This window comes from Mucilaginibacter sp. SG564 (assembly GCF_013149275.1).
Classification (GTDB): domain Bacteria; phylum Bacteroidota; class Bacteroidia; order Sphingobacteriales; family Sphingobacteriaceae; genus Mucilaginibacter.
In genome coordinates, this window is the sequence record NZ_JABGNA010000001.1 from 107,881 (window position 1) to 121,519 (window position 13,639).

Sequence of the window (13,639 nt, forward strand, 5' to 3'; positions counted from 1 at the left end):
TCCCGATGTCTGCGAATCTCCATAAGTTATTCTGTTTTTTTATTCTGTTTATCACTGCTGCTTCAGCGGCTTTTTCGCAGGGGCGTAATGTGATTGGCCTAAATGGTTACTGGCAATTTAGTAAAGGGACTTATACGCCAGGTTCTGCTGATACAGCATCGGCAAAATGGCAAACCGTATCACTACCGCATAGTTGGAATAAGGATGATGTAGATGATGACACCCCAGGTTATTATCGAGGACTATGTTGGTATAAAAAAGCGATAACAGTAAACAGCGATTGGCAAAATAAAAAGGTGTTTATATTTTTTGAAGGGGCCAACCAACAAACGGCAGTTTATGTGAACGGGCACAAAGCAGGTGAACACACTGGCGGGTACACCCGTTTTTGTATAGAGATCGGTCAATTTCTTGATTTTAAACCAGGTGCAAAAAACGAGATAGCGGTAAGCGTTGATAATAGTTTCAATGAAAATATACCACCACTCACAGCCGATTTTACCTTCTTTGGAGGAATTTACAGAGATGTAAATCTGGTGATCTGTAATAAAACACATTTTGATCTGAGCCATGCTTCAACCGGGGTTTATATCACCACACCCACTGTGTCGGCCACGAACGCTTTGGTGAAGATAAACGGACAAATAACCACAAAGTCGGATATCAAGCAAAAATTACAAATAGTTACCACCATTCTTGACCGGTCATCAAAAATGGTTGCCGACAAGAAGATTTTTTTAAGTGGAAATAATACGGAGCTAAACTTTGCTCAAGATTTGCCTATAATTAGCAACCCGCATTTATGGTCAACGGATGATCCTTATCTGTATACTGTTATTACCAAGATTGTCGATGCCAAAAGTGGGGACGTGATAGATGAGGTAGCCAATCCATTAGGTTTAAGATGGTTTAAGTTTGATGGAGAAAAAGGGTTTTTCCTGAATGGTAAGCCACTCAAATTGATGGGTGCCAGCCGGCATCAGGATTTTAAAGAATTGGCGAATGCATTGCCCGATAGTTATCACATCCACGATATGGAGCTGTTGAAGGCCATGGGCGCTAATTTTTTACGTGTATCCCATTATCCGCAGGATCCCATGATTTTAGAAATGTGCGATAAGCTGGGTATACTGGCGTCGGTAGAGATACCGGTAGTCAACGCGATAACCGAGTCGGCAGCGTTTACGGCGAATTGCAAAAATATGCAGGTGGAGATGATCCGCCAAAATTATAATCATCCCAGTGTGGTTATCTGGGCCTATATGAACGAGGTATTGTTACGGCCCAAGTTTAACAATGATAAGCCACGTCAACAGATTTATTTTGCCAATATCGCTAAACTGGCCGGGCAACTTGACAGCGTCACCCGTAAAGAGGATCCTAATCGTTATACCATGATCGCTAATCACGGCGATTTTAACAGATACAAACAGGTAGGCCTGATCCAGATCCCGATGTTGGTGGGATGGAACCTTTACCAGGGCTGGTACGGTGGTACAACAGCCGGCTTTGCCGAGTTTTTAGACAAGCATCATAAAGAGTTTCCGGATAAACCATTGCTGGTAACCGAATTTGGCGCCGATGCAGATCCCCGCATCCGCTCATCACAACCCGAACGCTTTGACAAAAGTTTAGAGTATGCGGTTGGCTTTCACCAGGTATATCTCAATGCGATCAAAGCACGTCCGTTTGTAGCTGCTGCAGCGGTTTGGAATCTTGTCGACTTTAATTCAGAAACCCGTGAAGAAACCATGCCGCACATCAACAACAAAGGCTTGCTTACCCAGGATCGTAAACCAAAAGATGTGTACAGCCTTTATCAGGCCTATTTACTAAATAAACCTTTTATAAAAATATCCAACTGGAACATTCGCGCTGGTATTACCGATAGTTTAAACAGCTCGGTTTGTACACAACCCATAAGCGTTTTTACCAATGAGCACACTATACAGTTAACGGTTAACGGAACCCGCTTGCCTGATCAGCAGGTAAAAGATGGCGAAGCTACCTGGCAGGTACCATTTATCAAAGGTTTAAACAGGGTAGAAGCGTTAATTACTGTTGATGGCAAAACCTACGCCGATATACAGGATGTGAATTTTAACCTTTTATCCCGCGATCTTAAAAATGATCGGGATCCTTTATTAAACATCAATGTATTGCTAGGCGCCAAACGTTTTTATGTTGACGAGGCACAACACCAGGTATGGATGCCTGATCAGCCTTATCGTACGGGTAATTTTGGCTATGTAGGAGGCCATCCCTTTAGCATGCCTGGTAACGGGCAGCAAAGCTATGGTACCAACAAAAATATCCTGAATACAGATAACGACCCCATCTACCAAACTCAACAAGTAGGTATACAACAATATCGTTTCGATGTACCCGATGGAGAGTACGAATTGGTTTTGCATTTCGCGGAGCTCACCACCAATAAAACCAAAGAAGCATTGGCTTATAATCTCACTAACAATATACAAAAAGAAAAAGCCGAAGAACGCGTTTTTAATGTGACGGTAAACAATCAAAGTATACTGAAAAACTTTAGTCCGGCAAATACTTATGGTACACTTACCGCGGGCCAGGAAAAAATACAAATGATTGTTACCGGTGGCAAAGGAATAATGATTGCGTTTGAACCACTTAAAGGCGAAGCTATCTTGAACGCTATCCAACTCCGGAAAATGTAAGTATTTTTTGCGCAAATGCGTAAAAACCGCATACTGATAGCGTGTTTGTACTCTTGCTAGTAACAGGCTATACTCAGACTTTTACGTCCAGTGTTTAAGTCGGGAATGAAAGATAATGACTAATTGAGCGAATGGTTCACATTCACTCCGACTATTTACAAATCAGAAGCAAGTAATAACAATAAGTTTCAGGGACATATCATGTCATCTGACGCTATAAGCTGGTTTTTCTGCAGGTCAGACTAAATTTGCGCCAAAGATTTTATACCTACCTTATCCCGAGAAAAGACAGGCCGACATGCACCATGGAGGCCTTCTTTTTTTTACTGATTTTTCCCTCATCATCAGTAAATTGAAATATTTCTTAAATATCCTGTAACCATTTTTTTTACCGGGAGTCTCCAATGTAAATAAAATACTAAACCTGTTTGAATACGCTAAGTGACAATGCCATCATGCTCCGGGTTAAAACCGGGGAACTGGAAAAAATGGGACTGCTTTTTGAGCGGTACCACAGGGCTTTATATGGCTTTTTATTTCACATGACTTATAACCGGGAAGGCAGTGAAGACATGGTTCAGACGGTGTTTTACAAGATGCTCAAATACCGCAACAGCTTTACCGGCGATGGCGAGTTTATGGCCTGGATGTACCAGGTAGCCCGTAACGTATTAAAAGACAGTTATAAAAAGAAATCTCAGCAGATTACTCACTATGATGTTGCCGACTTTGCCGATCAGATAGATGGAGGTACAGCTGCTGACGAGCAATTCGAACTCAGGCAAACGCGAACGCAGCTTCATGGAGCCATGAAGAATTTGAGTGATGATCACCGTGAGGTTTTGATCATGAGTCGGTTGCATGAATTAAAATACCAGGAAATAGCGCAGATTCTTCAAATTACCGAAGGTGCTGTTAAAGTAAGGGCACATCGGGCCATGCAGGAGTTAAAACAGGTTTATTTAAAAAGAAAACGTTAAACAGAAATAAGATGAAGTGTGAGCAATACCAGGAGCTGTTTACAGATTATATGAATAAACAGTTAACCTTAACCCAACAAACAGAACTGGAACAGCATATTGCCGGTTGTGATGCTTGTGCGCAGGAGTTGACAGCTATGAAAGAGCTATGGGATGAATTGGGCGATCTGGAAACACCGGAGCCATCGGTAAATGTAAAGGTGAAGTTTTATGCTATGCTGGATACTTTCACAGCATCGGCCGAAGAGAAAAGGGGCTTTTGGGATAAGATAGCGGATAACTGGAACCGGTTATGGCAATTACAGCCCCGTTTGCCAATGGCTTATAGTATGATCGTAGTGCTGATCAGTTTTGCTTGTGGATATTGGATTTTTTCTTCCGGCCGGAGTAGTAAACAAGATGAACAGCTGCAGGCACTTTCATCGCAGGTACATGAACTAAGACAAACGATGATGTTAGCCCTATTGGAAAATCCGTCAGCATCGGAAAGGATGAGAGGAGTAAGTTATACCAGCGAGATAAAACATGCCGATAAACAGGTAATCAACGCGCTGCTGGCCACATTAAATAACGATCCTAATGTAAATGTGCGCCTGAGTACCTTAGATGCGCTGACTCATTTGTCTGATCATCCAGAAGTTAGGGAAGGGCTTATCCGTTCTATTTTAGACCAGGACTCGCCTTTAATGCAGTCGGCTATAGCCGATGTGATGCTTAAGCTGCAGGAGAAACGATCGATAGGTTCATTTAAAGAATTATTAAAACAAAAAGACCTGGATCGCGGTGTGCGTGAAAAGATCAAGGAAACAATAACACAACTTATTTAAAACCAATTTATGAAAAAATTATGGATCCCCGTTTTGGCGGGAGCAGGGCTCTGTTTTGCCCAATTTTCGGCCTCGGCCCAGGAATTTAAGCAGCATGTGAGCAAGCAGTTTACACAGCAAAAAGGGGTAGTGGCTATTTACAATATCTTCGGCTCCATTAATGTAGAGGGCTACTCGGGCGATAAGGTGATCATGGAGATTGATGAAACTATTTCGGCCGATGACCAGACGACATTGGAGCAGGGAAAAAAAGAGTTTAAGCTCGGGTTCGATCAGAAACAGGATACGGTAATGGCCTACATAGCCGAACCCCATGATTCAAGGCCACATCGCTGGTATAACAGGGATGAAGACCGACATATTGAGTATAAATATACTCTTGAGTTTACCGTAAAAGTACCATATAACTCCGATTTGCGCATATCCACCGTAAATGACGGGCATATTACTGTTAAGGATGTGTACGGGGTACTAAAAGTAAGTAATGTAAACGGACCGATTGATATTGCAAACGCAAAAGGTCCAACGGATGCGCATACAGTTAATGGTGCGGTAACGGCCAGTTATTTGAAAATTCCTGTAGATGCATCATCCTATAAAACGATAAATGGGGAGGTGAAGATCACGTACCCTGCAAATCTGGCTGCTGATTTGGAATTTAAAAGCATGAACGGGCAGTTTTATACCGACTTTCCTAATGCGGAAGTAATGCCCAGTAAGGTAATCACAACCCAGTCAAAAAATAGTAAGGGTACCACTTACAAGCTCAGCAAAAACTCCCATGTGAGGATAGGGGCAGGCGGTAAATTATTCAAGTTTGAAACCCTCAACGGGGATATCTATATTAAAAAACAATAATAAATTGAACGACATGAAAATGATAAAAGCTATAAAAATTACAGGAGTACTCTTAACCGTTTTACTATTAAACACGCGTGGTTGGGCGCAAAGCGGTTCCACGCAATTGGTTGTTCCGTTGAGCGACCCGGGTAAACCCTATAAACTAAGCGCGGGCCTGGTACGGGGATCAATTACAGTGACTGGTTATGAAGGTAAAGACATTGTAATAGATGCCCAGGGAGAGGACAGGCGTGGTCATGTTAAAGAAGAAGGTAACGGCATGAAACGCCTGATAGGCACCAATAACCTGGATATCACAGCCGAAGAAAAAAATAATGAAGTGAATGTAGGTGGAAGTGCCGGCAAGTTGGTTAATTTAACTATTAAAGTGCCCCGCAATGGCGCTAAACTAAAGTTATCTACCGTGAATGACGGTAATATAAATCTCTCCAATGTAAGCGGTGAACTGGAGGTCATTAATGTGAATGGTTATATTAAACTAACGGGTGTTTCTGGTTCTGTAGTGGCCAATACCATTAATGGTGATGTGACGGTTGCGTTCAGATCTATTGATCCTAAAGCAGCCATGGCTTTCACTACATTGAATGGCAATGTAGATGTAACATTCCCGATCACACTAAAGGCGAATGTTAAGCTCAAATCAGATCGCGGGGATATTTATACCGACTTTGATGTAGTGAATACCGTGCAGAAACCGGCGGTTACAAAAACCAATAAAAACGGTATGTACAGCCTCAAAATTGACGATTGGGTTTATGGTAAAATTGATGGTGGCGGTCCGGAAATGCTGATGAAAAATATGAACGGTAATATCTACATACGCAAAGCCAAATAAGGAGGCTGGTTGCCATAATAAAAATATAAAGTTTATCTTGGTGTTTAACTTTAGAAGTTGAACATTGGAAGATATACTGGAAAAATTTTGGCAAAGGATAAACAACTATACCAGGCTATCAGATGAAAGCCGGATAGCCTGGGAGAAGGGTTTAAAAAGAAAGGTATACAGCAAAAATGAACTTTTTTTAGCGGAGGGACAGATCCCCCGGGCTGTTGCCTTTGTTGGCGAAGGGCTGTTTGCACAAAGCTACACTTCTGAAGATGGCGATACTATCATCAAGCGATTTTTCCCCGAAGGATATTTTGTGGCCTCAACCAGCGCCTTGTTATTAAAGGGGCCAAGCATGTTTACCATTAAGGCGCTGGAGCCAAGCGTGGTGCTGGAGTATAACTTTAACGATTTTAAACAGTTAACAGGAAAATATAGCGACATAGCGGCTATGTATATCCGGTATATGGAACTGCATTGGATCATCGAAAAGGAACCTTTGGAAATAGCTTTCCGGTCAGATACTGCCAAAACCAGGTATATACAATTTTTAAAAGATTATCCCACATTGGAGCCCAGGTTAAAGCAGCATGAAGTAGCAGCATACCTGGGTATAACGCCCACACAATTAAGCCGCATCAGGGCAGAATTATAATTTTTTTAGGGTCTCAACATTTGTAAACGTTTTTACTCAGGCGGTTATGGAAATTTGTTTTATCAATTAAAACAAATTATCAATGACACAAATCAATGCCTATTTAAAGTTTAATGGAAACTGTCGCGAGGCGATGGCTTTCTATAAAAATTGTTTTGGCGGGGAGTTAACCCTGCAAACCGTTGGCAACTCGCCAATGGCCGAATTTATGCCGCTTGAATCTCCGGATACCATTATGCATGCCAGTTTAATTAGTGGTGGCATCACCTTATTCGCTTCAGAACTGACCGAGCCGCAAGGTATCACCCAGGGCAATGCTGTTTATTTATGTATCGACAGTGAAAATAAAGAAGAGGTTAAAACATTTTTTGAAAAGCTTTCTGTAGAGGCTCGCTTTATTTCGCCGTTACAGGATACACCCTGGGGTGCCTTTGGGGTAATCACCGATCGATTTGGTTTTGGTTGGTATTTGAATTATGAAGTTAAAACTAAAGCATAATGTACAACATCATGAATACTCCAAATTATTATACCGACGTATTAAAAAACGAAGTTATTGTCTTTAATCCCGGTGAAGGGGAAATATTGGCAGTAGCCGATAATAAGATCACGCTGAAGGTAACCAGCGAGATATCCAATAATCAAATGGGCGTATATGAAATTCTGTTGCAGCCAGGTACCGTTGGCGCGCAGCTGCACTATCACCGTTATATGGACGAAACCTTTATTGTAAACAAAGGCACCCTAACCATTCAGCTATCAGACAAGATGATAGATGCCGTTGAGGGTTCGGTAGTTTACATTCCCCGATTTACGCCTCATGGTTTTCGCAATACAACCGATCTGGATGTTACAGCGACATTGATATTTAACCCGGGCCAAAGCCGGGAAGGTTTCTTTTTGGGTTTAAAAGAAATACTCACCGAACAACCTATCGACCCACATAAATTTTTAAAGCTTTATGACAAGTATGATAGTATCCCGGTAAATACCGAAAATATATTACCTGGTTAAAAACTTAAAGTCCCGAACAGGCCATTCTTATAGTCGGCAATGGCCTGTTCGTTTTCTTCGGGTGTGTTCATGACAAAGTTGTCTTTAGCGGCAACAGGTTCTTCAATTGGTTCTGCCGACAGGTATAATACCTGCGCATCGGTAGCAGCTGTTACGGCGATATCCTCATTTTCTTTACTGAATACGATAAGGTTATGAGCAGACACCGCTGTATCGTTTATCTCCACATCTCCATGGATAAGATATAGCAAGGTCCAGTAACCTGGCGTCGCGGTAAAATGGGCTGTTTTGCCCGCAGCTATTTCGCCAACTATGGAGATCACTGGTGTGAAATTTTTAATAGGTCCGGTTTTACCTTCATAGTCGCCGCTTAGCAGGCGGAAACTCAGGTCATCGTCCTCTAATACTTTTGGTTGCTGTTCTTTAGTAGCGGCCTGGTAAAAAGGTTCGTCCCATTTATTGGCTTTGGGGGCATTTATCCAGAGTTGTATAAGCTCCTGTGTGCCGCCGGTCTTTAAAAGCTCCGGGGTAGGGCCCTCACTGTGTAAAATGCCTTTACCGGCGAACATTTGCTGTACATCGCCTGCTTTGATCACTTTATCATTGCCTGCATTATCACGGTGGTAACCTTCGCCCTGCAGCATAATGGTGTATGGGCTAAAACCGCGATGCGGGTGGGGATGTATCCTTGAAGCCTGTCCTGGTTTAATAACAAGCGGCCTCATATGGTGCAAAACAATAAAAGGGTTGGCAAAGCGGAATTGCTGATGAGGCAGGGGCTGTAACACAACATCTTCCTCGGTTATTTTTTTCTCGCGGGCTTCCAGTATATGGTCGATGGTTTTTTTCATGGCGTAAGACAAAAACTTTTTAAAGATAGAAAAACGGAATAAGCCTAAGGTTTCCCGACTGTCAAAATCTTCGTTCCGGTTCCGGATCAATTTATCATTCCATCTTTTAGTCGCTTCGAAACCAAACTTATGAAATTCAAACAGTCCCAAACTTTTTAAACCTTTATTTTAACACTTTTCTGATCAAAATTGGGCCAAAATGGTACCAAAAAGGCCTAAAAACGTTACTGAGCTACCCATTTTAACACTTTTTAACAAATTTTTGACGGGTTTTGAAAAGTTTAAAAAGTTTTAATGTATTGATTTTTAGTTTTTTGTGTGAAAATAACTGCTTTTTAAAGCCTTTTTTGCCATTAATTAAACAGCCCTGCTTATGTTTTTCAAACAAGCAGGGCTGACGGTTGGATATTCTTAAATATACCGAAATTTTTCAAAAGCCGCAATAGGGCACGGTGCTAATATTTATTTTAAAGTAAGTCTTACCAGATATTGTTTAAACTCGTCTTCGAGCAGTACTTCCATGTTATAGCCCATTTCCTGGGCGATGGTAGTGAGGGTTTGTTCGTCGATGTACAGCCAGGGGAACCAGTCGGTTTTTTGCTGGTTGTATTGATACTGGTATTGAATTTCGCCATAGTATGGTCCGTTTTCGGGAAGCTTACCCTCGTACAAATAGGCAATGTCAGAAGAATCGAACAAAAGCTGCCCGCCTGGTTTAAGCAATTGCTTTACATGCTGTAAAAAGGTTTTCAGCTTTAGCAGGGTACCCGTGAGGCCAATACCGTTCATCAGCAACAGCAAGGTATCGTATTGCTGCTCCTGATATTCAAAAATATCGGCGGTAAGTACTTTGTTAACTCCGCGCGCTTTCATGATGTCTGATGCCAGTTTGGATATATCCAGGGCGGTAACTTCGAAACCGCGATCCTGCAATATCAATACGTGCGCGCCCGCACCTGCACCGATATCCAGTACGTCGCCCCGGCACTCGTTTAAGGCCAGCCATTCCAGATCGGGCATATCGTCTTCCTCACGGAAATAGGCCTCTACCGGCATTTCCTCGCGCGGCCCATATTGGTTATTGATCCAGAGCTGATGCTCCTGTTGCTGATGATAATGATCATGTATGGCCTGTCCTAATATATCTTTCATTCGGCGCAAAAATAGTAAGAAAGAGTCAAGAGACAAGAGAGACAAGAATCAAGAGACAAGAATCAAGAGACAAAAATCAAGAGACAAAAATCAAGAGACAAGAATCATAAAAAACGCGGAGAAATTGATATTAACCTGAACACTAATAAAAAACTGGTGTGTCTTGGCTCGTGCATCCTGGTTCTTGTCTCTTCTGATTCCTGACTTTTAATTTCTTGGTTCTTGTCTCCTGATTCTCGACTTTTGCCTCTTGATTCCTGACTCTTAATTTCTTGATTCTATCATGGCTCATTACGGTTTACTGGTACTTATCCTTATCGCGGGCGTTGTTTACAGCATATCGGCCCGTAAGCTAACACCGGTAGCAGCCATCACGGGCGCGGGTGTGGCCTGCCTGGTTTTTGCCGGGGCGGGATATACGGGTGTAGCCATGATGACCATCTTTTTTATTTTAGGTTCGGCGGCTACTTCCTGGCAGAAACACAAAAAGCAAAGTTTTGGCGATATTAAAGAACATCAGGGCGGCCGAAGCGCAGCGCAGGTATTGGCCAACGCGGGTGTGGGGGCCATTACCGGGATCCTGGTTTTATCGTTCCCTGCTTATAACTCCTTATGGGTGTTGATGATGGCCGCAAGCTTTGCATCGGCAACGGCCGATACACTGTCATCCGAACTGGGCACGGTTTATGGCCGTCGTTTTTTCAATATTATTACCCTGAAACCCGATCAGCGTGGATTGGATGGCGTGATTAGTTTAGAAGGTACTTTAATGGGTATTGGCGGCAGTTTGGTGATAGCCGTAGTTTATGCCGTTGGCTTTGGGTGGAACAACAGCCTGATCTGGCTTATTGTTGCCGGAACTATAGGTAATTTAACCGATTCGGTACTGGGCGCCTTATTGGAACGCCGGGGATACATAGGCAATAACGCGGTGAATTTTTTAAATACGCTGGTAGCGGCCCTTATAATGGTATTGTTTTACCTGATTTAATGCTGATATTTGACCATTGATGTGAATGATTACATTGATTCCGTTGATTCCGTTGATTTTTTACCCTTATGATACCAACCATTATATTCCTGCTTGTTGTTGTTGCCATTATCGGATACTACTTTTCGACTAAAAAGAGTAAGCTGAAAAAGACACCCGCCAATACGGTTTATAAGGCCATCCTGGAAAGATATATACCGTTTTATCAGGCCCTGAACAATACTGATAAACTTTTATTTGAGCAAAAGGTAATTGGCTTTCAGGAAGGTATTACCATAGAAGGGGTAGGCACAGCTATTGAAGATATTGACCGCGTAATGATCGCGTCGAGCGCGGTGATCCCCATTTTCAGGCTGGATAACTGGCGGTACAGTAATCTCACCAATGTAATACTCTATCCTGATACTTTTGATACTGAGTTTCAGTTTGAGGGCGAAGGCCGGAATATCATGGGCATGGTGGGTTCGGGCTACATGAACGGACAAATGATCTTGTCGCGGGCGGCCCTTACCAAGGGTTTTTCGCGTTCGGCTGGTAAAGAGAATACCGCTATACATGAGTTTGTACACCTGCTGGATAAATCTGACGGTGCTACTGATGGCATCCCCGAAAACCTGCTGGCGCATGATTATGTGCTGCCCTGGTTAAAAATGATCCACCACGAGATCCATAAAATAGAGGAAGGCCGGTCAGACATCAACCCCTATGCTGCCACCAGCGAAGCCGAGTTTTTTGCCGTAGCCGCTGAATATTTTTTTCAGAAACCCGAAGAACTCAAACACAAACATCCGGAGCTGTATGAAATGCTGTTTATGATGTTTATGCGGGTGAGGCGATAGGGTTCTTTAGTATCAAGTAGTTAGTATCAAGTATCAAGACTTTGTCTGAACCATGATTGAAGGGATTAAAAGATTACCACGATTTTGCATATATCTGTAACCTAAAAAGTTTGTCATCCTGAGGAACGAAGGATCTATTCGTAAATAGGCATATAGCATAATAGATGCTTCACTTCGTTCAGCATGACAAACATAATAGATGCTTCACTTCGTTCAGCATGACAAAAGGGTATTTCCAATGTCTTGATACTAACTACTTAAACTAATTATTAAATCCAAGATCAAGCTGTCCGGCAAATGATGTTATTTTGTCCATCTCGCCAATATGATAAACCGGGGTTTCTTCAAACCGGGAGGCTACAACCACATGGATGCCTTCGGCACAGGCCATAAACAAATCTTCAACCAGTTTGGGGTTGTTGTTATTGTGCGATAAGTGGGAGAGCAGTAAGTGGGTCATGTGTGCGGGCCGGTGCGTAGTAAATAAGGCCAGTGCCTGTTTATTTGACAGGTGACCCTTGCCGCCGCGGATGCGCCGTTTAAGATGGTAGGGATAGCCGCCGTTATCCAGCATATCGTCATCGTAATTGGCTTCCAGGAAAGCGGCATGGCACTGGCTAAAGTAGCGGATGAGCCTGTCGCACACTACGCCAATATCGGTAAATATGCCCACGTTGATATCGCGGCAGCTCACAAAAAAGCTATGCGGTTCGGTGGCATCATGTTCTTTGGGAAACGAGGTAACCTGCAATTCACCGATATTCACGGTTTCAAACTCCCGCAGGTGATGTACCTGTTGTGCATCTACACTGTTGCCTAAATGCAAAAGGGTACCAGGGGTAATGTATACCGGCAAATTGAACTTTTTGGCCAGCACGGGTATGCCGCGGATATGATCTGAGTGCTCATGCGATACAAATATGGCTTTTACCTTTTGCATGGATAAGCCCAGGCGGGCCATGCGTTTTTCAGTTTCGCGGCATGATATGCCGGCATCAACCAATATAGCCTCCCGCTCGTTCCCTACGTAATAGCAATTGCCGTTACTGCCCGAATTTAGTGATGTGATGAATAATGACATGTAAATACAAAGTAACGGATTTAAGCCAAATTTTATGTTTGCTTAACGCAACGTGTTTAAAAATAATCGTTAAAATTTTGCGGCTATAAAAAGCTGCTTATATTTAGCCATGGATTCACCCCAAACTTTACCGGTACTTAATGCTACAGAGCTGCGCGTGTTGGGCTCGCTGATGGAAAAAAGCAAAACCACGCCCGATTATTATCCCATGACGCTGAATGGCTTAACCGCGGCCTGTAACCAGAAAACATCGCGTAAGCCCGTTGTGAATTACGATGAAGGCACGGTTACCGAAACATTAAATACGCTTAAAAGACGCGGACTGATCTCGACCGTTACCGGCGGCTCTATCCGTAACATCAAATACAAACATAATTTTGCTATTGTTTTCCCGGTGATACCTGCCGAGGTGGCTTTGCTTTGCCTGCTGATATTACGAGGGCCACAAACGCCTGGTGAATTGAATACCAACTCGGGCAGGCTATATGAATTTGAAACGATAGAAGAAGTGCAGGAAATGCTGGAGAAACTGGCCGACCCGACTTTACCTTACGTAGTGCAATTGCCCAAACGCCCCGGGCAAAAAGAAGCCCGTTATGCTCATTTATTAGGCGGTACACCTGAAATAAGCGATGATGATGACATCGAAGAAGCAGGCAGCCGCTCAACCAGCGGTCTGGAAGCCCGAGTAAGCCAGCTGGAAAATGAATTGGCCGAAGTGAAGGAGAAGTTAGTGAAATTAATGCAGGAACTAGGAGTGGGGGAATAAAATTATCGCCCTCACGTCATTGCGAGCGCAGCGTGGCAATCCCCTATAGGCAGAGCCTCTCTGTAAGTAGGGGATTGCCACGTCGTTCCTCCTCGCAATGACG

General features: G+C 43.1%; 14 protein-coding genes. 11 read left to right on the forward strand and 3 right to left on the reverse strand.

Features of this window, described 5'->3' with window-relative positions:
• The first annotated feature begins 5 nt into the window (after positions 1–5).
• The 8 genes from FHW89_RS00355 (at position 6) to FHW89_RS00390 (ending at position 7,853) form a co-directional block, all read left to right on the forward strand.
• A complete protein-coding gene (locus FHW89_RS00355; RefSeq protein WP_172333033.1) occupies positions 6–2,690 on the forward strand; it encodes a glycoside hydrolase family 2 TIM barrel-domain containing protein in 2,685 nt (894 codons plus the stop codon).
• A gap of 428 nt (positions 2,691–3,118) precedes the next feature.
• Positions 3,119–3,670, forward strand: coding sequence for an RNA polymerase sigma factor (locus tag FHW89_RS00360; RefSeq protein ID WP_216650430.1), 552 nt, complete (start codon positions 3,119–3,121; stop codon positions 3,668–3,670).
• An 11-nt stretch (positions 3,671–3,681) separates the two neighbouring features.
• On the forward strand, positions 3,682–4,497 hold the full coding sequence (locus tag FHW89_RS00365; RefSeq protein WP_172333034.1) for a zf-HC2 domain-containing protein: 816 nt from the start codon (positions 3,682–3,684) through the stop codon (positions 4,495–4,497).
• A gap of 9 nt (positions 4,498–4,506) precedes the next feature.
• Positions 4,507–5,355, forward strand: coding sequence for a hypothetical protein (locus FHW89_RS00370; RefSeq protein ID WP_172333035.1), 849 nt, complete (start codon positions 4,507–4,509; stop codon positions 5,353–5,355).
• Between the two features lie 13 nt (positions 5,356–5,368).
• Positions 5,369–6,193, forward strand: coding sequence for a DUF4097 family beta strand repeat-containing protein (locus FHW89_RS00375; RefSeq protein WP_253952122.1), 825 nt, complete (start codon positions 5,369–5,371; stop codon positions 6,191–6,193).
• A 64-nt stretch (positions 6,194–6,257) separates the two neighbouring features.
• Positions 6,258–6,839 (forward strand): Crp/Fnr family transcriptional regulator, encoded by a 582-nt coding sequence (locus FHW89_RS00380; RefSeq protein ID WP_216650431.1) that lies wholly within the window; start codon positions 6,258–6,260, stop codon positions 6,837–6,839.
• Positions 6,840–6,921: 82 nt separating this feature from the next.
• Positions 6,922–7,338, forward strand: a complete 417-nt coding sequence (locus FHW89_RS00385) for a VOC family protein (RefSeq protein ID WP_172333036.1) — start codon at positions 6,922–6,924, stop codon at positions 7,336–7,338.
• Positions 7,339–7,349: 11 nt separating this feature from the next.
• The gene (locus FHW89_RS00390; protein ID WP_172333037.1) at positions 7,350–7,853 is read left to right on the forward strand and encodes a cupin domain-containing protein; all 504 of its coding nucleotides are present in this window, start codon (positions 7,350–7,352) and stop codon (positions 7,851–7,853) included.
• Here the strand turns inward: FHW89_RS00390 and FHW89_RS00395 are convergent.
• Positions 7,850–8,854, reverse strand: coding sequence for a pirin family protein (locus FHW89_RS00395; protein WP_253952123.1), 1,005 nt, complete (start codon positions 8,852–8,854; stop codon positions 7,850–7,852). The two genes, FHW89_RS00390 and FHW89_RS00395, sit on opposite strands and share 4 nt — an antisense overlap.
• A gap of 312 nt (positions 8,855–9,166) precedes the next feature.
• Positions 9,167–9,856: a bifunctional 2-polyprenyl-6-hydroxyphenol methylase/3-demethylubiquinol 3-O-methyltransferase UbiG gene (locus tag FHW89_RS00400; protein ID WP_172333038.1), complete on the reverse strand. Its 690-nt coding sequence runs from the start codon at positions 9,854–9,856 to the stop codon at positions 9,167–9,169.
• Between the two features lie 283 nt (positions 9,857–10,139).
• Between FHW89_RS00400 and FHW89_RS00405 the strand changes: the two genes are divergently transcribed.
• Both FHW89_RS00405 and FHW89_RS00410 read left to right on the forward strand, forming a co-directional pair.
• Positions 10,140–10,847, forward strand: coding sequence for a DUF92 domain-containing protein (locus FHW89_RS00405; protein WP_172333039.1), 708 nt, complete (start codon positions 10,140–10,142; stop codon positions 10,845–10,847).
• Between the two features lie 68 nt (positions 10,848–10,915).
• Positions 10,916–11,686, forward strand: coding sequence for a zinc-dependent peptidase (locus tag FHW89_RS00410; RefSeq protein ID WP_172333040.1), 771 nt, complete (start codon positions 10,916–10,918; stop codon positions 11,684–11,686).
• Between the two features lie 262 nt (positions 11,687–11,948).
• Here FHW89_RS00410 and FHW89_RS00415 read toward each other — a convergent pair whose 3' ends face one another.
• Positions 11,949–12,767: an MBL fold metallo-hydrolase gene (locus tag FHW89_RS00415; protein ID WP_172333041.1), complete on the reverse strand. Its 819-nt coding sequence runs from the start codon at positions 12,765–12,767 to the stop codon at positions 11,949–11,951.
• A 109-nt stretch (positions 12,768–12,876) separates the two neighbouring features.
• Between FHW89_RS00415 and FHW89_RS00420 the strand changes: the two genes are divergently transcribed.
• Positions 12,877–13,536, forward strand: coding sequence for a YceH family protein (locus FHW89_RS00420; RefSeq protein WP_172333042.1), 660 nt, complete (start codon positions 12,877–12,879; stop codon positions 13,534–13,536).
• Positions 13,537–13,639 lie beyond the last annotated feature (103 nt).

What these genes read in the sequence shown, in the direction of transcription:
- FHW89_RS00355 (WP_172333033.1), top strand. Translation starts at nt 6, where the DNA reads ATGTCTGCGAATCTCCATAAGTTATTCTGTTTTTTTATTCTGTTTATC.
- FHW89_RS00365 (WP_172333034.1), top strand. Translation starts at nt 3,682, where the DNA reads ATGAAGTGTGAGCAATACCAGGAGCTGTTTACAGATTATATGAATAAA.
- FHW89_RS00370 (WP_172333035.1), top strand. Translation starts at nt 4,507, where the DNA reads ATGAAAAAATTATGGATCCCCGTTTTGGCGGGAGCAGGGCTCTGTTTT.
- FHW89_RS00375 (WP_253952122.1), top strand. Translation starts at nt 5,369, where the DNA reads ATGAAAATGATAAAAGCTATAAAAATTACAGGAGTACTCTTAACCGTT.
- FHW89_RS00385 (WP_172333036.1), top strand. Translation starts at nt 6,922, where the DNA reads ATGACACAAATCAATGCCTATTTAAAGTTTAATGGAAACTGTCGCGAG.
- FHW89_RS00390 (WP_172333037.1), top strand. Translation starts at nt 7,350, where the DNA reads ATGAATACTCCAAATTATTATACCGACGTATTAAAAAACGAAGTTATT.
- FHW89_RS00400 (WP_172333038.1), bottom strand. Translation starts at nt 9,856, where the DNA reads ATGAAAGATATATTAGGACAGGCCATACATGATCATTATCATCAGCAA.
- FHW89_RS00405 (WP_172333039.1), top strand. Translation starts at nt 10,140, where the DNA reads ATGGCTCATTACGGTTTACTGGTACTTATCCTTATCGCGGGCGTTGTT.
- FHW89_RS00410 (WP_172333040.1), top strand. Translation starts at nt 10,916, where the DNA reads ATGATACCAACCATTATATTCCTGCTTGTTGTTGTTGCCATTATCGGA.
- FHW89_RS00415 (WP_172333041.1), bottom strand. Translation starts at nt 12,767, where the DNA reads ATGTCATTATTCATCACATCACTAAATTCGGGCAGTAACGGCAATTGC.
- FHW89_RS00420 (WP_172333042.1), top strand. Translation starts at nt 12,877, where the DNA reads ATGGATTCACCCCAAACTTTACCGGTACTTAATGCTACAGAGCTGCGC.